The organism is Flavobacterium azizsancarii, assembly GCF_027980145.1.
In the GTDB taxonomy this organism is placed as follows: Bacteria; Bacteroidota; Bacteroidia; order Flavobacteriales; family Flavobacteriaceae; genus Flavobacterium; species Flavobacterium azizsancarii.
On the sequence record NZ_JAMZNK010000034.1, the window covers coordinates 20,464 to 44,840 of the forward strand.

The window sequence follows — 24,377 nt, forward strand, 5'->3', positions numbered from 1 at the left end:
ACTAGTTGGTTTTGTAAAAGTCGACAATTTTTTTGGCTTTTGATACACCAATGACATCAGATATTTCTTTTTCAGTTGCCAGTTTCAATCTTTTAACACTTTTAAAATGTTGTATTAACGTTAGCATTGTTTTTTCGCCAATGCCGGGAATGCTTTCTACCGATGAATTAAGTGCTGCTTTGCTGCGTTTGTCACGATGAAAGGTGATCCCGAATCGATGCGCTTCGTTTCGCAATTGCTGGATGACTTTTAATGTCTCCGATTTTTTATCCAGATATAACGGAATAGAATCTCCGGGATAAAACAATTCCTCAAGACGTTTTGCGATGCCTATAATGGCAATTTTTCCACGTAATTCTAGTGCGTCTATACTTTTTAATGCTGCAGAAAGTTGTCCTTTTCCACCATCAATAATAATAAGTTGTGGCAAAGGTTGATTCTCGTCTAATAATCTTTTGTAACGGCGATAGACAATTTCTGTCATCGAAGCAAAATCGTCAGGACCTTCAACCGTTTTTACATTAAAATGTCGGTAATCTTTTTTGCTTGCTTTTCCATCTTTAAAAACCACACATGCCGCAACAGGATTTGTTCCCTGAATATTCGAGTTATCAAAACATTCTATATGGCGTGGCTCAGTCGGTAAACGTAAATCTTTTTGCATTTGTGCCATGATACGATTTGTGTGTCGGTCAGGATCAACAATTTGCAATTGTTTCAATTGTTCGATTCGGTAAAACTTAGCGTTTCGAATCGATAAATCTAAAATTTGTTTTTTATCACCGAGTTGCGGAACTGTTGTTTTGATATTCTCGCCCAAATTCATTTCAAACGGAACAATAATTTCTTTTGATAATAACTGAAAACGTTCCCGAAGTTCGATGATCGCCAATTCTAATAATTCCTCATCAGTTTCGTCCAGTTTTTTCTTCATCTCTAAAGTATGCGAACGAATAATCGATCCGTGGGAGATCTGAAGAAAGTTGACATAAGCTGCACTTTCGTCTGATACAATCGAAAAGACATCAATGTTGGTAATCTTCGGGTTTACAATCGTCGATCTCGATTGGTAATTCTCGAGAACTTCTATTTTTTCTTTGATTTTTTGTGCTTCTTCAAAACGTAAATCCTGCGCATACTGGTTCATCAATCGCTTGAAATCTTTCATACTTTCTTTAAAATTCCCTTTCAGGATTTCGCGGATCGCATCAACTTGTCTTTGGTATTCTTCAAGTGGTTCTAAACCTTCGCAAGGACCTTTGCAATTGCCAATATGATATTCCAGACAAACTTTGAATTTGCCTGAATCGATATTTGATTTGCTTAAATCATAATTGCACGTACGTAATGGATACAATTCTTTGATTAACTCCAGAATCGTATGTACGGTTTTGAAACTGGTATAGGGACCAAAATATTCTGAGCCGTCTTTGACCATACGGCGGGTCGAAAATATTCTTGAAAAAGGTTCTCTTTTAATACAAATCCAGGGATAGCTTTTATCATCACGAAGCAACACATTATAACGTGGCTGCAGGGTTTTTATTAAATTGTTTTCTAACAAAAGTGCATCGGTTTCAGTAGGAACAACGATGTGTTTGATGGTTACAATTTTTTTTACCAATACATTTGTTTTGGCCGTATCGTGTATTTTATTGAAATAGGAAGAAACCCTTTTTTTTAAATTTTTGGCTTTTCCCACATATAAGATCTTTCCCTCTTTATCATAATATTGATACACGCCGGGATTGTCCGGTAAAGTTTGGATTTGAAGATCTAAAGATGGATTTTGCATTCTGTTTTGTTTCTGAAGTACCTGAAAAGCTTTTTTAAAAGTGATTTAGATTCTAAAAAAAAGCTTAACACTGATTTAGTTTCAAATTTACGAAATCAAAAGAATAATTTCTATATTTAGATTTTATAATTCTACATGAAAAATAGTACACCCTTGGTTATTTTTGGCGAATCGATTTTGCCGGGAGAAAACAAAACAATAAACGTCGAAATTGCGAGGTTGCACACAACCACAAAACTTAATATTCCGGTTATTGTGCGTCGGTCAAAGATTGAAGGTCCGGTAGTTTTATTCTCAGCCGGAATTCATGGCGACGAAATAAACGGAGTTGAAGTCGTTCGTCAGATCATTAGCAAAAAGATCAATCGTCCTGCAAAAGGAACTATTATTTGCATTCCGATTATCAATATGTACGGTTTTGTGAATAAATCCCGTGAGTTTCCGGACGGACGCGATTTGAATCGTGTTTTCCCGGGAAGTAAAAAAGGTTCTCTCGCCAGTCGTTTTGCATATCATATCGTGGCCGAAGTTTTGCCAATTATAGATTATGCAGTCGATTTTCATGCCGGAGGTGCAAGTAGATTTAATGCGCCGCAAATCAGAATTACAGAAAACAATCCCGAATTGAAAGTTTTAGCAGATGTTTTTAATGCTCCGTTTACTTTATATTCTAAAAATATCAATGGCTCGTTTAGGAATACCTGTGAGAAAGCCAATATCAAAATGTTGCTTTTTGAAGGCGGAAAATCATTAGACATTAATAATGTGATTGCCAATGAAGGTGTAATGGGAGTAAAGCGTTTGCTGGATTATCTGAATATGCTTGATCCCAAACAAGTGGTCGAAAAAGCTCATGATCCATCCATTTATATAAAATATTCGGTTTGGCTGCGTGCTAAATGTTCCGGCTTGCTGCATGATTATAATTTGATTGGCAAGTTCGTGACCAAAGGAACTATTTTGGCTATTATTACAGATCCGTTTGGTAAATTTGAGCAAAAAGTAAAAGCGCCACATGACGGTTTTGTCATCAACGCTAATCACTCGCCGATAGTTTATGAAGGCGATGCGATTTATCACATGTCTAAAAATAACCCTGAAAATGCCGACGAATAAAAAAGAACTACGACTGCACTATAAAAATCTTCGCAAAGAACTTACCAATGATAATATTGAAGAAAAGAGTTTGGCTGTTGCCAATAATCTAATTCAATTGCCCATTTGGGATAAAACCTATTATCATGTTTTTCTGCCTATCGAAGAACATAAAGAAGTAAATACAGAATATGTTTTGCATTTGCTTTCCGGAAAAGATAAAGAAATTGTGGTTTCTAGAAGTGATTTTGAAACTCGTGGAATGTCGCATTTTTTATTAACGGATAATACCAGAATCAAAAAGAACGAATACAATATTCCGGAACCTGTCAACGGATTACCTGTACCATCGGCAACAATTGATGTGGTTTTTGTACCGCTCCTGGCTTTTGATCTTTCAGGAAATCGCGTGGGTTACGGGAAAGGTTTTTATGATAAATTTCTAACAGAATGCAAACCGGAAACGATTAAAATCGGGCTTTCTTTCTTTGAAGCAGAAAATGAAATAGAAGATGTTTTTGAATCTGATGTGAAGTTGGATTATTGTGTGACGCCTGATAAAGTTTACGAGTTTTGATTTTCTTACCATATAAGTGAAATAAGAAAATATAAAGCGGGATATTTTTTACTGCAATCCCGATATCTATCAAGTGCAAAGAAATTAGGTATGGTTTGGACTTATTTTAATTTTTACATCGCATTATATAGAGACAAACTGCCGTGCATCTTCGCAAAGTTATTGTTATGCCAGATTTAGACGCACTGCTTTGCGCCTCTACAATATGCTGGGTTTAATGTTTTTTACTATAAATAAAACATTGGTCTAATCATAGTCAGGCTTAAATTTACTTATATCACTTGTATGGTGAAGCAGAATATATTTTTTAGTATAAAATATTTAACAGGAATCTTGGCATTAAATTTGGATTGCGGGAATTGCAGATAATTTTCTTAGTACATCCGGAATGCTAATTATTTATTTGATCGAAAAATCAATTACTAATTCCTAAAATTTATTTTAAAATGAAAAATAAACCTTTTTATTTGTTGGCATTCCTTATTGTTGTTTTGGTTAGTTGTAAGAAACAATCTTATTCAGAGGAAGAGTATGCCGCAGAAGCTACAGATATGGCAGTTACTACTACTGATGCAGTTCCCGAAGAGTATATTTCAGATCCTAACACTGAAAGTTATGTAGGACTGGAAGAAAATCCTTTCGAGTCTCCTCAAAAATCTCCACTTTCTACTTTTTCTATAGATGTCGATAATGCTTCTTATACCAATATAAGACGTTTTATTAATGAAGGTCAAAAAGTGCCTAAAGATGCGGTTCGTGTCGAAGAGATGGTGAATTTCTTTAAATACAATTATCCGCAACCGGTAGGACAGCATCCGTTTTCGATCAATACGGAATTGAGTGATGCGCCGTGGAATAAAAACAGTCAGTTACTAAGGATTGGTTTGCAGGGGAAAAATATCCCGATGACCAATTTGCCAGCTTCGAACCTGGTTTTTTTAATCGATGTTTCGGGTTCAATGAGTGAGCAAAACAAGCTCCCATTATTAAAAGAATCCATGAAAATTTTGGTAAAAGAGCTTCGTGCTCAGGATAAAGTTTCTATTGTGGTTTATGCAGGTTCAGCAGGTGTTGTGCTGGAGCCAACTTCAGGCGATAGAAAAGAGGAGATTTTAGATGCTTTTAATAATCTAAGTGCCGGTGGAAGTACAGCCGGAGGTGAGGGAATAGAATTGGCTTATAAATTAGCACAGCAAAATTTTATTAAAGAAGGAAATAACAGAGTTGTTATAGCAACTGACGGAGATTTTAATGTTGGTGCTTCATCAGATGCGGATATGGAAAAACTAATCGAGGACAAAAGAAAATCGGGTGTCTTTCTAACTGTTTTAGGCTACGGAATGGGGAATTATAAGGACAGTAAAATGGAGGTTCTGGCTGATAAAGGAAATGGAAATTACGCTTATATTGATAACATTCAGGAAGCAAATCGTTTTCTGGGAAAAGAATTCAAGGGTTCGATGTTTGCTATTGCCAAAGATGTAAAAATTCAAATAGAATTTAATCCTAAACATGTTCAGGCTTACCGATTAATTGGATATGAAAACCGAAAATTAAAGCCTGAAGATTTTAAGAATGATGCTATTGATGCCGGAGAATTAGGAAGTGGTCATACCGTTACTGCTTTGTATGAGATTATTCCAACAGGCGTTGAAAGTAGCTACGTTCCATCAGATTTAAAATACACAAAAGTAAAAAAAGACGACTCTAATTATAGTGACGAACTGGCTACAATTAAATTTCGATATAAAAAACCTGATGGCGATACAAGCATCGAAATGGTAAACACGATAGAGAATAAAAAAGTTATTCTTGATAAAAGCTCTTCAGATTTCAAGTTCACAACCGCCGTTGCATGGTTTGGATTAAAATTAAGAGACTCAAAATTTATAAGTAATTCCTCTTCTTCTGATATAAAAAACTTAGCGAAATCAGGTATGTCAAATGATGAAGACGGTTACAAAGCAGAGTTTGTAAGACTTGTTGAAGCTGTGAACTAGATTAAGTTCTAAAATGTAAAATCCCAAATTCCATACTAATAATTGGAATTTGGGATTTTTTATTTTGGGATTTTTAAAAGTTTTATTTCACTTCTTTAATTGTCGAGCCATCAATCCAGCCTTCAGTGCCGTCTGTTAGTTCGATTTTTTTCCATTGGCCTACAGTTTCCATAACGTAAACTTTTGCGCCTTCATGCAATAAGAAAATAGCTGCGCCGCCTTTTTGCGGTTCACTACGAACTTCACTTAATTCAGCAAAAACAATCGCCGGGCGATCATTATCGAAATGATTTTTTTCTGACATTCCTGCAAAAATGCTTAATAATAATGCGACTAAAAAAACAAACATTCCTACGAAATAGATTCTTTTAGGAAGCGTAAGCTGCGAGAAATAATATCCAATAAAACTCAATAAAAAAGCAAATGCAATTCCGATAGAAATTTTTGCCCAGGTATTATAATCAAAAATTCCGGTAAAGTTCTGAATCAGTTTTGCAAAACCTACTTTCGGGATTTCTTTGATCTCGTCGATTGTTAGTTTCTTGGCAAATTTCAGGTTGTTTAAAGTCGCAGGATCATGAGGTTTTAAAACTAAAGCCTTTTCATAGTTATAAATTGAAGGTGCGACTTTGTTGAGTTTGTAATACGAATTACCTAAGTTAAAATACAACTCTGCAGAGTGTTGCTTGTCTTCTTTGATAATACTTTCATAAACATCAACAGCCTGCTGATATTGTCCCTTTTGGTACATGGCATTTCCTTTTTCAAAGCTGCTTTGGGCAAAGAAAACCTGTGTGATTAATAAAAAAAGATATACTATATTTTTCATTTTATTTTTGTTAAACCCGACAGGTTGTTAAAACCTGTCGGGTTTGATTTTAAACTAGACAATTTGCTTTTCTAATTCCGAAATAATCAAAACAGCTTTGTCAAAATCCTGCTGAATCGAAGCGCTTGATGCCGGAGCATAACGGGCAAATTCGCAGTTTTCTGTCAAATTAATGAAATTCTGAACAGATTCCGGATTTGCATTTCTTGACAATAATAATTCACTAATGTTGTCTTTGCTCATTTCTGAAGTTTCGATATGCAATTTTGCTTTTAAGAAATTGTGCATTGCTTTCTCCAAAGCAATATAAAACAGCTCTTTGTTTTTAAGTTGTCTTTTCGCTTCAGATAAATATTTCTTCGCGAGTTTATTATTCATTCTAATTCGGTTTCCTGTCACGTCACCATCAATTGCTTCTTTTCGTTTCTTAGCCAAAACAATAATTGGTAAAATCACGAAAGGCAGGAATAATAACATATAATACAAATTAGAACCATAAAAATCATTCTTAGCAATTGGGGCTAAAATTGTTTTTGGTTTAATATACTTGAATTGTTCTGTTGTCGCAATTACATTTTTAGCAGCAGTTGGATTTGCTTCTGCCAGCGTTGGGCCATCTAAAACATCCACCATAATCTCTGGTGAAGTTATTGTTTTATAAGAACCGGTATTCACATCAAAATAAGAAAACTGCATTGCTTTTATGGCATATTTTCCTTTGTATTGCGGCACTATAGAATACTTATCAGTAATTTTTCCTGACATTCCTGAAAGTGATGTTGTCACTTGTTCATCATGAACAGGATCATACATTTCTAATGCATTTGGTACGACAGGTTTTGGAAGTGTGAACAATTTCATGTTTCCGTTTCCGGAAGCACTCACAATTAAGTCCAGGCTTTCCCCGCTTTTAAGTGTCGTTTTAGAAGGCGTAACCGTAAAGTTAAATTTACCAACAGCGCCACCAAAACCTTCTGGTTTACCTGTTTCCGGAAGTGGTTTTACGTTAATTGTTTTTGCGCCGGCAGATACAACCCTGTTATCGTCCGTTAAGATCATCTGGCCATACATATCGCGGCGATTTGAAGGCAATTGTACACCAATGTCAAGAGAAAGCGGTTCGATAGTAAGTCTTCCTGATTTTTGAGGATATAAAATAGTCTTTTTCAGAATAACGAAATAACATCTTTGTCCCTGAAAAGTTCCCTCTTCGGTAGACAATTGTTTGATATCTATATTCTGATTCCAGAAATCATTATACTTAGGTTTTGCCAATTCTTTAAAACCGGTAACATTAATGTTGTTAAAGTATAATTTATAAACCGCGGTAATGGGTTCATTTAAATATGGATTTGTTTTCGAAATCTCAGCAACAAGACTCAGGGTTTCATTTGGTACACCTTGTGGTCTGCTGTTATCATAAGGATCTCTTTCTTGTGCGACAGCATTTGTTACGACTATTTTTATAGGTGCCGTTTTATAAACCTGGCCGTTATATTCTATAGCAGCTTGTTTGATAAAAAAGGTACCTTTTTGATTGGGTTGTAAAATATAAGAATATGCTTTCTGAAAAGAACTTCTGCCGTTTACCCAGGATTGACTTACTTGCTGACTTGGTCCGCCAACAACTCTAAAGCCTTCAAATGAAGGTTGGTCAAAGTTATCGCCATCAACATTCATGATGAAGTCAATGCGCAACCTTTCGTTTATTCCAAGCGTGTTCTTGCTTACTTTGGCTTCAAATTGAACTTGAGCCATAAGCCCTTGAAAAGTGAATAGTAATAGAATTAAATATCTTTTCATTAATTGTTTTCAGTGTTTTTTACGTTAACCGTATAATCGTTAATTTGTATAATCGCCTCTACAATTAAACAAATTAACGATTATACAAATAAACCAAATTTTACCAGTCTTTCTCTGTTTTTCTAGGATTTCCTTTTACTTTTTGAGCGTTTACTTTATCCTGTATTTTCTTTTCTTCGTTGTTTACAGCATCTAATAAATTCTGGACGCGATCTTTAGAAATTCCTCCGGGCTGTGGTTTTGGTTCTCCTTTATTATCAGACTTGTCGTCTTTCTTAGGATCATCTTTACCATCTTTTTTGTCTTTGTCTTTATCGCCTTTGTCGTCTTTCTTGTCTTTGTCCTTATCCTTGTCTTTATTTTTATCCTTGTCCTTGTCTTTATCTTTGTTTTTATCCTTGTCTTTGTCTTTATCCTTATCTTTGTTCTTATCGTTTTTAGGAGGATTCTCTTTTAGTTTTTGTTTTGCCAAAGCATAATTATAACGCGTTTCATCATCTGTAGGGTCGTTGCGTAAAGCTTCTTTATACGCTTCAACAGCTTGCGTATAATCTTTCTCTTTCATGAAAACATTACCTAAATTGTGGAATGCCTTATGTTTTTCAGGTCTTGTTTTCGCATTCTTTATCGCTTTCGCGTAGGCGAATTTAGCTTCAGAAACCTGATTTTGTTTGTAAATCGTGTTTCCTAAGTTGTAAGGAGCAGTGGCACGTTTTGGAAATTTTGATTCTGAAATTCGGTAATTGGCTTCAGCATCAACAAATTTATTCTGCTTATATTCTTCATTGGCATCAGGCAATGTCTTGTCTTTCTCCTGAGCTGAAACCGCCAAAGAGAATGTTAGTAAAATATAAAGAAGTAAATTTTTCATTCTAATTTTTTATGTTTTTTATTTTGCCAAAAATTGCACTAATTATCACTAATCAGATTGTTTTTTATATTTGAATTTCAAAAAGAAGACTCATTTAAAAGGTTTCTTTTTCGTGTAAATTCGTGTAATTAGCGGCTGACTTTATTATTTTTTTTCGTTAAATAAATTCAACTCTTTTATCCAATTTGTTTTTCTTTCTAAAAGGAAGATATCAATAAACAATAGTAAGAAAGCAAAACCGATGAACCACTGAAATTGCGATTGAAAATCGGCCATTTGAGTCGCTTCAAATTCTGTTTTCTGAATGTTGTTTAAGGCGTTTTTTACATATTCTAAAACTTCCTTAGTACTGCCGCCATATACATAACCGCCTTTTGTCGCTTTTGCAATGGTTTTTAATCCTTCCTGATTTAGTTTTGTAATAACAGTTTGTCCGTTTTGATCTTGCTGATAGCTTTTGACTACGCCATTTTCTTTCAGCGGAATCGTTCCTCCTTTTTCTGTTCCAACACCAATGGTTATGATTTTCATTCCCATTTTATTAGCCTCTTCAGCTGCTGCCGAAGCGCCTTCAGAATGGTCTTCTCCATCAGAAATCAAAATCAATAACTTACTTGTTTTACTTTTTTCATCAAAATAAGTAGCAGATAATCTGATGGCTTCGTCAAGAGATGTTCCTTGTGATGAAACCATATCAGGAGTCATACTTTGCAGGAACATTTTGGCAACGCTATAATCTGATGTAATAGGCAAAACCGGGAAAGCACTTCCTGCATACGCTACAATTCCAATTCTGTCGCTTCCTAAATTATTGATGATTTGCGAAACAAGTTGTTTACTTTTCTCTAAACGACTTGGTGCCACATCTTCTGCAAGCATACTTTTCGAAACGTCAACGGCAAAAACAATGTCGATACCTTCACGTTTTACAGTTTCCATTTTTGTTCCAATTTTTGGATTTACTAACCCAATAATCAAACAGGTTAACGCCAAAAGTATTATGCTTAATTTTAATACAGGTTTAAAAACAGATCTTTCCGGGCTCAGTCTTTTTACCATTTCCAGATCACCAAATTCACGCTGTTTTTTTCTTTTCCAATACATATTGAAAAAGAAAACACACACCACAATTGGGATTAATAATAAAAGGTATAAATATTTTTTTTCGTCTAATTCCATAAATGTTTTAAAATTCCAATCCTCTAAATTTCGGGATAAATTCCAAATTCCAATTTCTGTTGTTTGTCTAAAAAGCTAATTCCAAATTCCAATTGTTATTTGGAATTTCTAAAATTGGAATTTTTTAATTTTGAAAAAATTAAATAAAGCTTCTGTAAACGGTATTTCTTAAGCCAACTTCCAATAATAATAAAAAGACTGCCAGTAAAACAAAACCTCTGTATTTTTCGTCGTAATCGTAGAATTTTAATTCCTGGATTTCAGTGGTTTCTAATTTATTAATAGCATTGTATATTTCAGCTAATTTATCATTACTGGTTGCTCTAAAATAAGTTCCATCAGTTTTACGAGCAATATTCTTCATTAATTGTTCGTCGATTTCTACTTTTTGCATTTTATATAAAAATCCACCGTTTGGAGCGTAAGCGTATGGAGATTCTGCCATTCCGTTTGTACCAATCCCAATGGTGTAGACTTTTATGCCGTATTGTTTTGCGATGTCTGATGCTGTTTCCGGTTCAATAAAACCAGCATTATTTACACCATCCGTCATCAAAATAATAACCCTGCTTTTTGCTTTACTGTCTTTAAGACGGTTTACAGCTGTTGCAAGTCCCATCCCAATTCCGGTTCCGTCTTGTAGAACTGTATCGTATTTAATTCCTTTTATAGCTTCAAGAATAATTGCTTTATCACTTGTAACTGGAGTTTTGGTATACGCTTCAGAAGCATACAAAACTAATCCAACTCTGTCATTAGGTCGTTCTCCAACAAAATCTGCTGCTACTCTTTTTAAAGCTTCCATACGGTTTGGCTTTAAATCTTTCGCCAGCATACTTCCTGAAACGTCAATTGCCAAAACAATATCAATACCTTTTGTTGTTTTAGTCTGACTGCTAATATCAACGGTTCTTGGTCTTGCCAATGCAATAATTAAAGAGCTTAGTCCCAAAATCCTGAAAACGTACAAAGAAGGTTTTAATTTTGTTAACAACGATTCGCTGTTTTTGAAACCCTGAGTCGAACTCATCTTTAAGGTAGCCGATTGCTGGTTGCGCTTCCAGAAAAACCAAGCGATTGCAATTGGAATTAATAGAAACAACCAAAAAAATTCTGGATTTAAAAAAGTTATTTTATTCATCAGTTGCTCGCTTTTCTAAGTTCAACAGAATTTAAAATTCTAGTCGTAATATCATTGGCATAGGTATCGCCTTCTTCGTGTATAATCAAAATTTGTTGTAATCCCTGATCTTGTTTAAACAGTAATAGTTCATAGTAAGCCCTTGTACTTGTTTTGTCAACCGGGTTTAAAATCGTCATTGTTCCATAACCTTTTACTCCCTGAATACCTTGACCTGTCTGGAAATCTTCTTGTTTTACAATTATATTTTGCCCGCCCTGAGATTCAATAATTTTTATGGAACCTTCTAAAGCTTTTGCTAAATCTATTTCAGTTGGTGTTTTAAATTTACTTGTAGAAACCGTTACAAAGAAATTATCGACCATGCTTCCGTAAGCAAAAAGCTGCATCTCTTTTATTAAAGCCATAGTTTCTTTTGGAAGTACTTTTTGAGTGTCCATTCGTTTTAAAACCTTTGGAGTTTCAATTAGAACACCCGGATTTCCGTATTCACTTTTTACCCATTGACCTTCTAGTAATTCTTTTGATGCATTACCCAAAACATTGTCTTTTACAACCTTAAAGCCTTTAGTCGCTATAAAGAATACAGTTGTAGCAATTATTAAAAACAAAACTGTTCCCACAGCAATGGCAATACGTTTGTTGCGTTTTTTTAATAATTGAAGTTTAATCTGCTTTTGTTTCTGCGCTTCATTTAATAACTGATCTTCTTCTTCAGCCGGAACTTCAGTTGGGATTGCGTTATCAAGCGTTAAAATTACTTTCTGGATTTTATTTCGGTCTTCAGTAATTTCAAATTCTAAAGGTTTAGATTTTGCAAATTTCACCAAATCGGCCTGACGTAAAACACGCTCTAAATTCTCAACAGTTTCAGGAGTTAACGTCATCTTCTTTTTAGTAGAAGCATTCCTGATCGCCTGGATCAATTCAGAAGTGGTGCTTTCCATTGCCGGAATATGAATCGCTTCTTCAATATAATTACGGGCAATATCTGTTAGTTCACTATAGTATTCCTTAATCTCTCCTTTTTGAACAAGTTCTTTTTGCTCCAGATTATTCAATAAACTTGTGGCTTTTTCGATAGGAGTTTTATAAACTTCTTCTTCAATTTTTTTCTTTTGATGTTTTTTAACGTACCAGTATACAAAAGCCCCAATTCCTAAAATTACGATCAAAGCTAAAATGTATTTCCACCAATCGCCAAGACCAGTATCTGGTGACGTAATATCTTTAATATCATACATTTTTTGCTGTAGCGTGTCCACTTTTACACTGGCAACTTCAACACGAATAGAATCAGTTAGATATGGCTTTTTGTCAATCAGAATCTTAATACTTGGAATAGTGTATTTTCCGGAATCAAATTGCGTTAAACCATATTTTTTGATCAGCTCATAAGTGTCATTCTTTTTAACCGTATCAATTGGATATGATTGAATTACTTCTAACTGACCAATGGTTTTTAGTTTAGGAAAAACAACTTTAGATTTAGAGCTGACAACCGTTTTAAGCGTAAGCTTAAATTCGGCTCCAATTTTATTTTTTGTAGTATCAATGCTCGTCTCTACTTGTTTTTGCTGGGCAAAAATAGCTGAGGAAAGTAAAAATAAAAAGATGTAAAACTTTAATTTCATTTGATTTTTTTAATTTCAGATTTTATTCTAAAATGAATGCTTAATTGGCACGCGGATGACGCGGATTCAAGCGGATTTTATTTTTGGATATTTATATTTTTAAAATCTAATATTCTAACAATCTAAGAAGTCTAAGAAATCTAAAATTATCTTGATTTGAAATATCCCAACAATTTAGTCACATAATTCTCGTCAACTCTTGTGTTTACGACGCCGGCGCCAGATTTACTGAATATTTCTTTGAAATAATTCACTCTGTCGTGATAATGTTTTTCGTAATTCATTCGCACCGTTTTTGAACCTGTGTCGACCAGTTGAATTTTCCCAGTTTCGGCATCAAGCATCGTAACCATCCCTAAATTCGGGATTTTCTCTTCACGAATGTCATATACGCGAACTCCGGTAATATCGTGTTTTTTGGAAGCAATTTTTAAGGTTTGCTCATAATTTTCAGACATGAAATCAGAAATAACAAAAACGATTGCTTTCTTTTTCTGAGTTCCTGATAAAAATTTTAAAGCAGCTCCAACATCTGTTTTTTGACTTTTTGGTTCGAATTCGATCAATTCACGAATGATTCTTAAAACGTGTGAACGGCCTTTTTTTGGCGGAATATACAATTCTACATTATCAGAAAATAATATTAAACCAATTTTGTCATTATTTTGTGTAGCCGAAAAAGCCATCGTTGCCGCAATTTCGGTGACGATGTCTTTCTTGAATTGACTTTTTGAACCAAAACCTTCTGAACCCGAGATATCTACCATTAACATCATGGTCAATTCACGTTCTTCTTCAAAAACTTTTACGTGGGCTTCGTTGTAGCGTGCAGTTACATTCCAATCGATGTTACGAATATCATCGCCGTATTGGTATTGACGTACTTCACTAAAAGTCATCCCGCGCCCTTTGAATGAAGAGTGGTATTCTCCCGAAAAGATATGATTACTCAGTCTTTTGGTTTTGATTTCTATTTTCCGTACTTTTTTTAAAAGCTCTTTTGTATCCATTTTATTTGTTTAAAGTTTAGAAGTTTCAAGTTTCAAGTTTGCTTTACAACAACCTGAAACTTGAAACATTAAACAAATTTTTAAGGTACTTCAATCTCGTTTACGATTTTGTTGATAATGTCTACAGAAGTAATGTTTTCAGCTTCAGCCTCATACGTGATTCCAACTCTGTGACGTAGAACATCATGTACAACAGCACGAACATCTTCCGGAATTACATATCCACGACGTTTGATAAAAGCGTAACATTTTGCTGCAACAGCTAAATTGATACTTCCACGTGGTGATGCTCCAAAACTAATAAGAGGTTTTAAGTCCGCAAGTTTGTACTTCTCTGGGTAACGAGTAGCAAATATGATGTCTAAGATATATTTTTCGATTTTTTCGTCCATGTAAACTTCACGAACCGCTTCCTGAGCACGTAAAATTTGCTCTACAGAAACTACTGCATTTACTTTTTCGTAAGATCCTTTTAAGTTTTGACGAATTACAAAACGCTCTTCGTCAATTTTTGGGTAATCAATTACGGTTTTAAGCATAAAACGATCGACTTGCGCTTCCGGAAGTTGGTATGTTCCTTCTTGCTCAACAGGATTTTGAGTTGCCAATACTAAAAACGGACGATCAAGTTTGAAAGTTGTGTCGCCAATTGTTACTTGTTTTTCCTGCATCGCCTCCAAAAGTGCCGACTGAACCTTTGCCGGAGCACGGTTAATCTCATCGGCAAGGACGAAATTAGCGAAGATTGGTCCTTTTTTAATCGAAAACTCATTTGCTTTGATGTTGTAAATCATCGTACCAACTACATCGGCAGGTAATAAGTCGGGAGTAAACTGAATACGGCTGAATGAACCCTGCACTGCTTGCGACAAAGTATTTATCGCTAAAGTTTTGGCTAATCCCGGAACACCTTCAAGCAAAATGTGCCCTTGTCCCAGAAGTCCAATTAGTAAACGCTCGACCATATGTTTCTGGCCCACAATAACTTTGTTCATTTCCATTGTAAGAAGGTCTATAAAAGCACTTTCTCTTTCAATTTTTTCATTTATCGCTCTAATGTCTAAAGTCGTTGTATTTTCTTCCATATGAATATTTTTAAAACCTTTTTAAAACCTTGATTTTTATGCCTTACTTTTGAGAGTGCAAATTGAATATTTTTTGAGAAGTAAGATGTTAAAGAATGGTTAAAACTTCGACCAACGACCTAATTTTAAGGACTAATTGTGAATCTATTTTTATATTTTTAAGAACTTTGATGATTATGCTTCAGAAAAGCATATTTATTACCAAAAATAACGCAATACAACCATGAGTAAAACAGCATTATCGCCCATAATTTCGGGCACTATGAATTGGGGAGTTTGGGATAAAAACCTTACAACTAAAGAAATGGAGAATCTGATACAGCTATGTATCGAAAACAAAATTACAACTTTTGATCACGCAGACATTTACGGATCTTATACCACAGAAGCTGATTTTGGAAAAGCATTTCATAACAGCAAAATCCCGAGAGAGAAATTACAATTAATTACTAAATGCGGAATTCAGATGATTGCTGAAAAACGCCCGGAAAACAAAATCAAACATTACGATTATTCTAAAGAATATATTATTTGGTCTGTTGAGGAATCACTAAAAAAACTGAAAACAGATTATGTTGATGTTTTTTTATTGCACAGACCTAGTCCTTTAATGCAGGCCGATGAAATTGCAGAGGCAGTAGAACAATTAAAAGCAGAAGGAAAAATTATTGATTTTGGACTTTCGAATTTTACGAGTTCTCAAACGGAATTGATTCGTCAGAAAACAGAAGTAAGTTACAATCAGGTGCAATTTTCGGCTACACATTATGAGCCAATGACAGATGGAAGCTTAGATTATATGCAAACACACGGAATCCGACCATTGTCATGGAATCCTCTTGGAACTGTTTTTAGAGAAGATACCAAACAAACACGTCGTTTGAAAAAATTATTGTCTGATTTGGTTCAGAAATATGGTTTCGGTTCTGATACGCTTTTGTTAGCCTGGATCTTAAAACATCCTTCAGGAGTAGCTCCAATTGCGGGAACAGTAAATATTGCCAGAATTCAATCGCTTATGAAAGCTGTAGAATTAGAAATGGATAAAGAAGACTGGTTTGCTGTCTGGACAGAAAGTATGGGAGATGATGTGCCTTAAATAGTACATTCTGAAATGATACGATTAGAAAAATTCGATACAAAAGACTATTCACAATTAATCAATAGTATTAAGGATGCCCGTGAATTGATGCAATTTGCAGGACCGGAATTCACTTTTCCTTTAACAGAAGAACAAATAGAGAGATCGCTTTCTGATAAAAACAGGATTGCTTTTAGGGTTGTAAATGTTTCTAATGATTCGACTATCGGACATTGTCAAATTTGTTTTAAAGACAAGTTTGCAAATCTGGGAAAGATTCTGATTATGGATGAATTGCTTCGGGGAAAAGGAATTGGGAAACAAATCCTGACTTTGCTTCTGGAATTTATTCTTGAAAATAGTAAGCAGAGAAATGTTGAGCTCAATGTTTTTGACTTTAATACGAGTGCCATCAAATGCTATGAAAAGATTGGTTTTGTTATTAATAGGGATAAAAAATTTGTTCGGGAAATGGATAGTGAAACCTGGACAGCTCTCAATATGCAGTTGGATTTAGATAATTGGATCAGGAAAGATTAAAAATTTTTATGCCACAGATTAAATGGATTATAAAATCATTTTAATCCATTTAATCTGTGGCAAAATAAATAAACACATAGAATCATAGATTTTTATTGTTTTGAATAAGGTAAAAATAGATGATAAATCATTTTTACATAGCGATGAATTCATGCAAAGTAAAACGCCTTTTTTAAGCTTTAAACTATGTATCTATGTGTTAAAAATAATATTTACAATGAAAAAAACAGTTTTGATTACTGGAGCTACAAGCGGAATTGGGAAAGCAACCGCACAAATAATGGCTAAGAATAATTATAAAGTTGTGCTTTGCGGAAGACGTAAAGACCGCTTAGTGGAGCTTGAAAAAGAGCTTTCGGCTTTTACAGAAGTACATTCTTTATCATTTGATGTTCGCGATAAAAAAGATGTTCTTGAAAAAATTGATTCTCTTCCTGCTGCATTTTCAGATATTGATATTTTGATCAATAATGCCGGAAATGCCCATGGTTTAGATCCGATTCAGACAGGAGATTTAGACGATTGGGATGCTATGATTGATATCAATGTAAAAGGGCTTTTGTATGTTTCAAAAGCAGTGATTCCGAAAATGACAGAAAGAAAGTCCGGACATATTATTAATATAGGTTCAACGGCGGCCAAAGAAGTTTACCCAAACGGAAATGTGTATTGCGGTACAAAACATGCAGTTGATGCTATAACTGCCGGAATGCGAATTGATTTAAATCCTTTTAATATTCGTGTTGGAGCAATTCATCCCGGAATGGTAGCGACAGAATTTAGCGAAGTGCGTTTTAAAGGAGATGTAGAAAAGGCTTCGAATGTTTATAAAGGTTTTGATCCATTGCAGGCAGAAGATATTGCAGACATTATTCATTTTGTAGTTTCAAGACCGTATCATGTAAACATTGCTGATTTAGTAGTGATGAGTACGGCACAAGCATCGTCGACAATTGTTAAGAGAGTGTAAAATATTATTTATTTCTATTTTTTATTATGATTATCATAGTCCCAGCGGGACGCCATATTTATAGATTTTTTTAAATTTATTAAACATCAACCCATCGGGGTGAAATATTATATAAATCAGTGCTCAGATATCGCTCCGCTGGAGCTTTGCTTCTTGATAGACATGTATTATTAGCTATAAATATAACGCTCCGCTGGAGCTTTATTTTGAAGTTTTAAATTTGGGAGTAATACAAATTTAAAAGTGTTTCGGATAAATAAAATTAATGTAAATTAGTGCAGTTCGTGGCAGAAAAAAACTAAACTATGATCAATAAACGCCTTTTAATAAAAAATCTACTTGCTCATAATGATGAGAGCAGTTTTTATGACAAAAAAAGGCAATTGAATTTGCATTCTCGTGAAGGCAAGGGGAAGTTTCTGAAACACATTTGTGCGTTGTCGAATTCAAACCCAACTAATAATTCGTATATCGTGGTTGGAGTCGAAGATCATGATAACGAAATTGTTGGCGATGACTTTTTCGACGATAGCAGAATTCAGAATCTGGTAAATGCTTTTCTGGAAAATCCGCCTAAAATTCAATACGAAAATGTGCCGTTTCCGAATCTTCCAAAAGATAAGGTAGTAGGGTTGGTTACCATTAAACCCAAAAGCAAAATATCGTATTTCAAAAAAGGAATTCACACAACTCCGGCCAATAGTGTTTTTATACGACGCGGCAGCAACTCTGTTCCTGTTGAAGGAGAAATTGAAAAAAATTATCAAAATACTGAAACCGTAATTGGGATCGAGAATAGTTCCCGCAATAGTATTCAGTATACACTTGATGGGGTAATCGATTTTATGAATTTCAGGCACAAAGACATGTCGCCTAAATATCATGTTTTTAAAGAATTATTTGTGATTTGCTGGGCGGGAGTTTCTAATAAATCCCGTGATAAAACCTTTTTGTCACGTGTTGATATCGAATTGATCAACGAACAAATTAAACTTTTTTATTCGGCTCAGGATGTGGTTACGATTGTTTTTGACGACGATAGTTTTACGATAACCGAATATGTTCCGCTTGGATTAAATGATAAAACAAGTTTTTATCCTTTAGAGAAACAAACAATTCACTTTTTTGATAACGGTTATTATAAGATCGATCGGGTAATGCTTTTTCAGCCACCGGAATTCAATAGAAAAATGTTGTATCATATTTATAATGCAAATACTGCATTGCTTCAAAAACTGCAAAAAGGTATTGCATTATCTGAACGGGAACTAAAAGACCTGGAGAATCTTCCATCAACTTTTATGATTTGTTATTTAAATGGTTTTGATGATGCCAAGCAAAAGCTGATTGACGCTAAATTGCTTTTGAAACCTTTTGGAAATATCTATTTATCTTTTAAAGAAGCGTTGAGGATTCTTAGAAAAATGAAATATGATTTTCAGGAAGGGACTAAATAAGGTTCAGAGGTTCAAAGTTACAAAGTGGCAAAGGTTTTCTGTAGAGTTTGATCGTAGAGGCGCACAGCAGTGCGTCTAATACAAAGGGTTTTTTAAGGTTCAGAGGTTCAAAGCTACAAAGTGGCAAAGGTTTTCTATAGAGTTTGATCGTAGAGGCGCACAGCAGTGCGTCTAATACAAAGGTTTTTTTTAAGGTTCAGAGGTTCAAGCTACAAAGTGGCAAAGGTTTTCTGTAGAGTTTGATCGTAGAGGCGCACAGCAGTGCGTTTAACATAAAGGGTTTTCGTTTTTTGAATTGCCTCCAGCTAAAGCTCAATGTCATTAGTAAGGGAAGATCTATGATTCTTTTGTCGAATAGATCTTGCGCAAAGGCGCTAAGTTACATCCATTTCCTTTGCAACTTTGCGCGAATTTTTTAGCCATAATTGTTTAAAAAAAAGCTTGATTTAATGACATTGCGCTTTAACTGGAGATTATGATTAATGAGTTGTGTTCATTGGCTTTAGCCAAATTATCGATATTTCAAGTCAAAAATAAATTATTGATACTTCAAATACTTACTCACTTTTTCATAAGGAAACAAAATCTCTTTTGCACCATCTGCATACGAAGCAGCTTCATAAGAGTTGTAATATAAAAGCAAACCTTTATTGGTATAAAAGATATTTTGAGGTAATTGAAATTTGTCATTTTCGAACATTAATCCTGTAGCATTAATATTTAAATTTTCTGGAATTTTATATTTCGCCCTGAATTCTTTTTCGGCGAAAGCTTTAAATTCTTTTTCGTTTTTGAATATTTGATGGGTAAAAATGGTTTTCCCGGTTTTAGGATCGAATAATAAAGATCGAAAACCCTGATAACCATGAGCGCCACCGGTAAAAGTATAATGGTCAAGTTTTATATTGATAATCTGATCGGATTCAAATTCGACGTTTCCTTTTATTTTGCCTTCCCAGCCAAAAGTTTCAGAAGGGAATTTTTTGTGCATTTCTTCATAAGAAGTAATAAAAGAGGCTGCCAGACTTTTATAATCATTTGCTTTTGATGGATCTTCCTCAAAATAAACAATCTCTTTTATAACCGAAAACACTTTTTTGTTGATGCTGTCAGCAACTATAGGAACATTTTTGGCGACAGGAACTGAGATAGTAATTTTTGGGCAATCTTTTTTACAAGTAATTGTAGATTCTTTTTCAAATGTCTCATTTTCAAATGCAAGCTCTTTGTGGCAACTTGTGAGTACTAAAAACAAAAAGGCTGATAAAATATAATGTTTCATATCAAAAAGTGTTAATTATATACAAAGGTAAGAAGTTGTATCAGGATTAAAATAAATTAAACGGTAAATTTGTACCACGTTTAAGCATTTAAAATTTGTAACATTATGAAATTCAATACTAAAGTTATACATGGCGGTCAACATCATGATCCAAGTACAGGAGCTGTTATGCCTCCGGTATATCAAACTTCAACTTTTATACAAACAAGTCCGGGAAAACCTTTGGCGGATTATGAGTATAGCAGGGCGTCGAACCCAACTCGTACGGCTTTAGAAAATGCTTTGGCAAGTATTGAAAATGGTACTCGGGGATTGGCTTTTTCATCAGGTTTAGCAGCGACAGATTGTGTTTTAAGATCGTTTAAAGCTGGTGACGAAATCATTGCGATGGATGATTTATACGGTGGAACATATAGAATGTTCTCACGCATTTATAAAGATTCAGGAATTAAATTTCATTTTGTTGATATGACAGATATCGAGAAATTGAAATCCTTGATTAACGAAAATACGAAATTGATTTGGGTTGAAACACCTACAAATCCGTTAATGAAATTAGCAGATATTCAGGAAGTAGCAAAAATTACTAAAGCGAATAATATTTTATTTGCTGTTGATAATACATTTGCAACACCATATTTGCAAAAACCACTTGATTTGGGAGCTGATATTGTAATGCATTCTGCTACAAAATATTTAGGAGGACACTCTGATGTTATCGCCGGAGCTTTGATTGTAAAAGACGAGGCTTTAGGAGAACAATTGCATTTTCAGCAATTTGCAACTGGCGCAACACTTGGACCAATGGATAGTTTTTTGGTTTTAAGAGGGATCAAGACACTTTCGTTACGAGTGCAAAGACATTGCGAAAACGGAGAAAAAGTAGTAGAATATTTAAGCAATCACCCTAAAATAAATACAGTTTATTACCCGGGTTTAAAAAGCCATCCGTTTCATGAAATTGCTAAAAAGCAAATGAAAGCTTTTGGCGGAATGGTTTCTTTTACTTTTAAATCAGGTAAAAAAGAAGATTCTATTGCATTTTTAGAAAAGTTGAAAGTATTTACTTTGGCGGAATCTTTAGGCGGAGTTGAATCGTTGGCCAATCATCCGGCTTTAATGACACATGCTTCTATTCCGGCAGAAAAAAGAGCTGAAGTTGGTATTACTGACGATTTGGTTCGATTAAGTGTTGGTATCGAAGATGCTGAAGATTTAATTGCAGATATTGAGCAAGCTCTTGCATAAAAACAGAAAGCCCCAACTCTAAAGAATTGGGGCTTTCTGTTTATTTTTACTAATAATTCTTAATACAAAGTCCGATTAATGAATTTTTATTAAAAATATTAAAATAATGAATATAACAGTGTCAAATTACTGTAAATTAGCGAACCTGAAACGTAGATATTTCAGATAAGTCATATTATAGACAAAAGTTGTAATTGATGTTTAATTTTTTTTTAGTAAATATCAATTTAGAGTACATTTGCCATTAACGAAAACGTTTTCTTAAATATTAATAATCTAATAATCATGTCACAAAGTATTGCCGCTTTTATGGATTCGGTTAGCGAAAAAAACCCGAATGAATCAGAGTTTTTACAAGCAGTTTTAGAAGTTGCCGAAACGGTAATTCCTTTTATTGAAGAAAATAAAAAATATCAGAATAAAATGCTTTTAGAGCGTATGGTTGAGCCTGAACGTGTTATCATGTTTAGAGTAAACTGGTTAAGCGATAAAGGCGAAATTCAGGTAAACAGAGGATATAGAATTCAAATGAACTCTGCCATAGGACCTTATAAAGGCGGTTTGCGTTTTCATCCATCAGTTAATTTAAGCATTTTAAAGTTTTTAGCTTTCGAGCAAACTTTCAAAAATAGTTTAACAACATTACCAATGGGTGGTGGAAAAGGTGGTTCTGATTTTGATCCAAAAGGAAAATCAGATAATGAAATCATGAAATTCTGTCAAAGTTTTATGACAGAGCTTTCAAGACATATTGGTGATAATACTGATGTTCCTGCAGGTGATATTGGAGTAGGTGGTCGTGAAATTGGTTATTTATTTGGTCAGTACAAAAGATTAAGAAATGAGTTTACCGGAGTTCTGACAGGAAAAGGAATTCAATACGGAGGATCGTTAATACGTCCAGAGGCTACAGGATACGGAACAGTTTATTTTGCTCAGAGCATGCTGGAGACAAAAGGAGATAGTTTTAAGGGGAAAACGGTTGTTGTTTCCGGTTCAGGAAATGTTTCGCAATATGCAGTAGAAAAAGCCAACGAATTAGGCGCAAAAGTAGTTACTCTTTCTGATTCTAATGGATATATCTATGATGCAGACGGAATTGATGCTGAGAAATTAGCTTTTGTAATGGAGCTTAAAAATGAATTGAGAGGAAGAATCAGTGAGTATGTATCGAAATATCCTAATGCAAAATATGTAGAAGGAAAACGTCCTTGGGAAGTAAAATGTGATGTTGCTTTGCCTTGCGCTACTCAAAATGAATTAGATGGTGATGAAGCTAAAACTTTAGTTGCTAACGGATGTATTGCTGTTGCAGAAGGAGCTAATATGCCATCTACGCCAGAAGCAGTTACCGCTTTTGTAAATGCTAAAATTTTATTTGCTCCAGGAAAAGCTTCTAATGCCGGAGGTGTTGCAACTTCAGGACTTGAAATGTCACAGAATTCTTTGCGTTTAAGCTGGAGTTCTGAAAAAGTTGATCAAAGATTAAAAGAAATCATGTTAGCAATTCATGCTTCATGTGTAAAATACGGTTCAGATAAATCAGGATATATTGACTACGTAAAAGGAGCTAATATTGCAGGATTTGTTAAAGTTGCAGATGCTATGCTTGCTCAGGGCGTAGTATAAATTTTAACCGAAGATTTTAAGATGCCTTCATTTATCTTTTTAAAAGATGTGTGAAGGCATCTTTGTTTTTAAAAGCACAGATTTTACGAATTTGCCCAAAATTTAATTATGTTAATCGGGTTGGTGGAATTAATTTCAGCAACTAATTAATGACAATTAGTGAAAATCGTGTTTATTTTGTCCTTATGTTCAAAGGTTAAAGTAACTTCGTGAATAATATTTAAAATCTTATTTTGTTAGTAAAAACCAAAGCAATAGTAATCTCGTCATTAAAATTTCAGGAGAAAAGTTTGATTGTAAAATGTTTTACGCTTTCAAACGGCTTGAAAACGTATTTTGTACGTGATGCTTTTTCGAGTCGGAAAGCCAGTCAGAAAATTGCTTATTTTCAGCCATTATCAATTCTCGAAATCGAAGCCGTGCATAAAAATAAGGGCACGTTAGAAAATTTCAAAGAAATAAAAACAGCAGTCCCTTTTCAGAGCATTCATACTGATATTGTAAAAAGCACAATGGTGATGTTTTTATCAGAAATGCTGCATTACTCCATTCAGGAAGAAGAAAAAAATGAGTCACTTTTTGTTTTTTTAGAAACAGCTTTAACCTGGTTGGATCATCATGATGAAATTTCTAATTTTCATTTGATTTTACTTTTAGAAATAACAAAATATTTGGGTTTTTATCCTGATACATCAGACATTGATTTGCCATATTTTGAAATGAACGATGGTGTTTTTACGCACTTTCATGGTTTGAGTGCGCTTACGGAACACGAAACAAATTTGTTTAAAAAACTAATAGATTTGAAATTTGATAACGCCCAAAAAGTCTTTCATGTCATCGAGAGACAGATTTTATTAAAAATTCTGATTGATTATTACAGTTTTCATTTAGATGGCTTTAAAAGGCCAAAATCCCTTGATGTTTTGAAAGAAATATTTTCTTAATAACTCATGCTTTAGTGAGATTTAAAAAGACTTTTTTTATATAAAAAATAATATTTAGAATTGATTGGTTTCTGGATTATTAACTCGGTTTTTTGAGATTAGTACCGGAAACTAATCAATTCTTATGTTTTTGTACCAATTATCTCAACAAAAGTTTGTGAAATTTCAAGAAATTGATGGTCAATAATCCAAAATTCCTTACTT

The 24,377-nt window shown here is 34.2% G+C and carries 20 protein-coding genes; 10 read left to right on the forward strand and 10 right to left on the reverse strand.

Translation table 11 applies throughout. The annotated features are described in order from the left end of the window. Position 1: 1 nt before the first annotated feature. Entirely contained in the window at positions 2-1,795 is a 1,794-nt protein-coding gene (uvrC, locus tag NJT12_RS17480; protein WP_271337217.1) for an excinuclease ABC subunit UvrC, read from the reverse strand. A 135-nt stretch (positions 1,796-1,930) separates the two neighbouring features. On the opposite strand from uvrC, the gene NJT12_RS17485 reads away from it, so the two are divergent. From NJT12_RS17485 to NJT12_RS17495, 3 genes are all read left to right on the forward strand, one after another. After that, entirely contained in the window at positions 1,931-2,911 is a 981-nt protein-coding gene (locus NJT12_RS17485) for a succinylglutamate desuccinylase/aspartoacylase family protein (protein ID WP_271337218.1), read from the forward strand. Continuing rightward, positions 2,898-3,467 carry a 5-formyltetrahydrofolate cyclo-ligase gene (locus NJT12_RS17490; protein ID WP_271337219.1) on the forward strand — a complete coding sequence of 190 codons (570 nt, stop codon included), beginning with the start codon at positions 2,898-2,900 and terminating at the stop codon, positions 3,465-3,467. Before NJT12_RS17485 ends, NJT12_RS17490 begins: the two co-directional genes overlap by 14 nt. A gap of 446 nt (positions 3,468-3,913) precedes the next feature. Beyond that, the gene (locus NJT12_RS17495) at positions 3,914-5,467 is read left to right on the forward strand and encodes a vWA domain-containing protein (RefSeq protein ID WP_338083392.1); all 1,554 of its coding nucleotides are present in this window, start codon (positions 3,914-3,916) and stop codon (positions 5,465-5,467) included. 82 nt (positions 5,468-5,549) lie between these two features. On the opposite strand, the gene NJT12_RS17500 is transcribed toward NJT12_RS17495, so the two are convergent. The 8 genes from NJT12_RS17500 to NJT12_RS17535 form a co-directional block, all read right to left on the reverse strand. After that, positions 5,550-6,296: a tetratricopeptide repeat protein gene (locus NJT12_RS17500; protein WP_271337220.1), complete on the reverse strand. Its 747-nt coding sequence runs from the start codon at positions 6,294-6,296 to the stop codon at positions 5,550-5,552. Positions 6,297-6,350: 54 nt separating this feature from the next. Further along, positions 6,351-8,099: a BatD family protein gene (locus NJT12_RS17505; RefSeq protein ID WP_271337221.1), complete on the reverse strand. Its 1,749-nt coding sequence runs from the start codon at positions 8,097-8,099 to the stop codon at positions 6,351-6,353. Positions 8,100-8,199: 100 nt separating this feature from the next. Next, a complete protein-coding gene (locus tag NJT12_RS17510) occupies positions 8,200-8,970 on the reverse strand; it encodes a tetratricopeptide repeat protein (RefSeq protein ID WP_271337222.1) in 771 nt (256 codons plus the stop codon). Positions 8,971-9,114: 144 nt separating this feature from the next. Next, the gene (locus tag NJT12_RS17515; protein WP_271337223.1) at positions 9,115-10,149 is read right to left on the reverse strand and encodes a vWA domain-containing protein; all 1,035 of its coding nucleotides are present in this window, start codon (positions 10,147-10,149) and stop codon (positions 9,115-9,117) included. 139 nt (positions 10,150-10,288) lie between these two features. Beyond that, positions 10,289-11,290: a vWA domain-containing protein gene (locus NJT12_RS17520; protein WP_271337224.1), complete on the reverse strand. Its 1,002-nt coding sequence runs from the start codon at positions 11,288-11,290 to the stop codon at positions 10,289-10,291. Continuing rightward, the gene (locus tag NJT12_RS17525) at positions 11,290-12,924 is read right to left on the reverse strand and encodes a hypothetical protein (protein ID WP_271337225.1); all 1,635 of its coding nucleotides are present in this window, start codon (positions 12,922-12,924) and stop codon (positions 11,290-11,292) included. The genes NJT12_RS17520 and NJT12_RS17525 overlap by 1 nt, the downstream gene beginning before the upstream one ends. Positions 12,925-13,070: 146 nt before the next feature. Beyond that, positions 13,071-13,934, reverse strand: coding sequence for a DUF58 domain-containing protein (locus NJT12_RS17530; RefSeq protein WP_271337226.1), 864 nt, complete (start codon positions 13,932-13,934; stop codon positions 13,071-13,073). Positions 13,935-14,014: 80 nt separating this feature from the next. Then, complete coding sequence (locus tag NJT12_RS17535) at positions 14,015-15,019, reverse strand: AAA family ATPase (protein WP_072964260.1); 1,005 nt, start codon at positions 15,017-15,019, stop codon at positions 14,015-14,017. Between the two features lie 223 nt (positions 15,020-15,242). Here NJT12_RS17535 and NJT12_RS17540 point away from each other — a divergent pair, with 223 nt between their 5' ends. The 4 genes from NJT12_RS17540 to NJT12_RS17555 all read left to right on the forward strand — a co-directional run bounded on the left by NJT12_RS17540 (position 15,243) and on the right by NJT12_RS17555 (position 19,067). Next, the gene (locus NJT12_RS17540) at positions 15,243-16,118 is read left to right on the forward strand and encodes an aldo/keto reductase (protein ID WP_271337227.1); all 876 of its coding nucleotides are present in this window, start codon (positions 15,243-15,245) and stop codon (positions 16,116-16,118) included. A gap of 15 nt (positions 16,119-16,133) precedes the next feature. Further along, the gene (locus tag NJT12_RS17545; protein ID WP_271337228.1) at positions 16,134-16,640 is read left to right on the forward strand and encodes a GNAT family N-acetyltransferase; all 507 of its coding nucleotides are present in this window, start codon (positions 16,134-16,136) and stop codon (positions 16,638-16,640) included. A gap of 217 nt (positions 16,641-16,857) precedes the next feature. Continuing rightward, complete coding sequence (locus tag NJT12_RS17550) at positions 16,858-17,610, forward strand: SDR family NAD(P)-dependent oxidoreductase (RefSeq protein WP_271337229.1); 753 nt, start codon at positions 16,858-16,860, stop codon at positions 17,608-17,610. Between the two features lie 305 nt (positions 17,611-17,915). Continuing rightward, positions 17,916-19,067, forward strand: a complete 1,152-nt coding sequence (locus NJT12_RS17555; RefSeq protein WP_271337230.1) for an ATP-binding protein — start codon at positions 17,916-17,918, stop codon at positions 19,065-19,067. A gap of 538 nt (positions 19,068-19,605) precedes the next feature. On the opposite strand, the gene NJT12_RS17560 is transcribed toward NJT12_RS17555, so the two are convergent. Then, positions 19,606-20,349 carry a DUF3298 and DUF4163 domain-containing protein gene (locus NJT12_RS17560; protein WP_271337231.1) on the reverse strand — a complete coding sequence of 248 codons (744 nt, stop codon included), beginning with the start codon at positions 20,347-20,349 and terminating at the stop codon, positions 19,606-19,608. 105 nt (positions 20,350-20,454) lie between these two features. Between NJT12_RS17560 and NJT12_RS17565 the strand changes: the two genes are divergently transcribed. The 3 genes from NJT12_RS17565 to recO all read left to right on the forward strand — a co-directional run bounded on the left by NJT12_RS17565 (position 20,455) and on the right by recO (position 24,173). Next, positions 20,455-21,597, forward strand: coding sequence for a cystathionine gamma-synthase (locus NJT12_RS17565; protein ID WP_271337232.1), 1,143 nt, complete (start codon positions 20,455-20,457; stop codon positions 21,595-21,597). A 285-nt stretch (positions 21,598-21,882) separates the two neighbouring features. Further along, on the forward strand, positions 21,883-23,226 hold the full coding sequence (gene gdhA, locus NJT12_RS17570; protein ID WP_271337233.1) for an NADP-specific glutamate dehydrogenase: 1,344 nt from the start codon (positions 21,883-21,885) through the stop codon (positions 23,224-23,226). Between the two features lie 233 nt (positions 23,227-23,459). Then, positions 23,460-24,173, forward strand: a complete 714-nt coding sequence (recO, locus tag NJT12_RS17575; RefSeq protein ID WP_271337234.1) for a DNA repair protein RecO — start codon at positions 23,460-23,462, stop codon at positions 24,171-24,173. The last annotated feature ends 204 nt before the right edge of the window (positions 24,174-24,377 follow it).

What these genes read in the sequence shown, in the direction of transcription:
- NJT12_RS17490 (WP_271337219.1), top strand. Translation starts at nt 2,898, where the DNA reads ATGCCGACGAATAAAAAAGAACTACGACTGCACTATAAAAATCTTCGC.
- NJT12_RS17535 (WP_072964260.1), bottom strand. Translation starts at nt 15,019, where the DNA reads ATGGAAGAAAATACAACGACTTTAGACATTAGAGCGATAAATGAAAAA.
- NJT12_RS17560 (WP_271337231.1), bottom strand. Translation starts at nt 20,349, where the DNA reads ATGAAACATTATATTTTATCAGCCTTTTTGTTTTTAGTACTCACAAGT.
- gdhA (WP_271337233.1), top strand. Translation starts at nt 21,883, where the DNA reads ATGTCACAAAGTATTGCCGCTTTTATGGATTCGGTTAGCGAAAAAAAC.
- NJT12_RS17540 (WP_271337227.1), top strand. Translation starts at nt 15,243, where the DNA reads ATGAGTAAAACAGCATTATCGCCCATAATTTCGGGCACTATGAATTGG.
- NJT12_RS17495 (WP_338083392.1), top strand. Translation starts at nt 3,914, where the DNA reads ATGAAAAATAAACCTTTTTATTTGTTGGCATTCCTTATTGTTGTTTTG.
- NJT12_RS17505 (WP_271337221.1), bottom strand. Translation starts at nt 8,099, where the DNA reads ATGAAAAGATATTTAATTCTATTACTATTCACTTTTCAAGGGCTTATG.
- NJT12_RS17520 (WP_271337224.1), bottom strand. Translation starts at nt 11,290, where the DNA reads ATGAATAAAATAACTTTTTTAAATCCAGAATTTTTTTGGTTGTTTCTA.
- NJT12_RS17485 (WP_271337218.1), top strand. Translation starts at nt 1,931, where the DNA reads ATGAAAAATAGTACACCCTTGGTTATTTTTGGCGAATCGATTTTGCCG.
- NJT12_RS17545 (WP_271337228.1), top strand. Translation starts at nt 16,134, where the DNA reads ATGATACGATTAGAAAAATTCGATACAAAAGACTATTCACAATTAATC.
- NJT12_RS17525 (WP_271337225.1), bottom strand. Translation starts at nt 12,924, where the DNA reads ATGAAATTAAAGTTTTACATCTTTTTATTTTTACTTTCCTCAGCTATT.
- NJT12_RS17510 (WP_271337222.1), bottom strand. Translation starts at nt 8,970, where the DNA reads ATGAAAAATTTACTTCTTTATATTTTACTAACATTCTCTTTGGCGGTT.
- NJT12_RS17530 (WP_271337226.1), bottom strand. Translation starts at nt 13,934, where the DNA reads ATGGATACAAAAGAGCTTTTAAAAAAAGTACGGAAAATAGAAATCAAA.
- NJT12_RS17500 (WP_271337220.1), bottom strand. Translation starts at nt 6,296, where the DNA reads ATGAAAAATATAGTATATCTTTTTTTATTAATCACACAGGTTTTCTTT.
- NJT12_RS17550 (WP_271337229.1), top strand. Translation starts at nt 16,858, where the DNA reads ATGAAAAAAACAGTTTTGATTACTGGAGCTACAAGCGGAATTGGGAAA.
- NJT12_RS17555 (WP_271337230.1), top strand. Translation starts at nt 17,916, where the DNA reads ATGATCAATAAACGCCTTTTAATAAAAAATCTACTTGCTCATAATGAT.
- uvrC (WP_271337217.1), bottom strand. Translation starts at nt 1,795, where the DNA reads ATGCAAAATCCATCTTTAGATCTTCAAATCCAAACTTTACCGGACAAT.
- NJT12_RS17515 (WP_271337223.1), bottom strand. Translation starts at nt 10,149, where the DNA reads ATGGAATTAGACGAAAAAAAATATTTATACCTTTTATTATTAATCCCA.
- NJT12_RS17565 (WP_271337232.1), top strand. Translation starts at nt 20,455, where the DNA reads ATGAAATTCAATACTAAAGTTATACATGGCGGTCAACATCATGATCCA.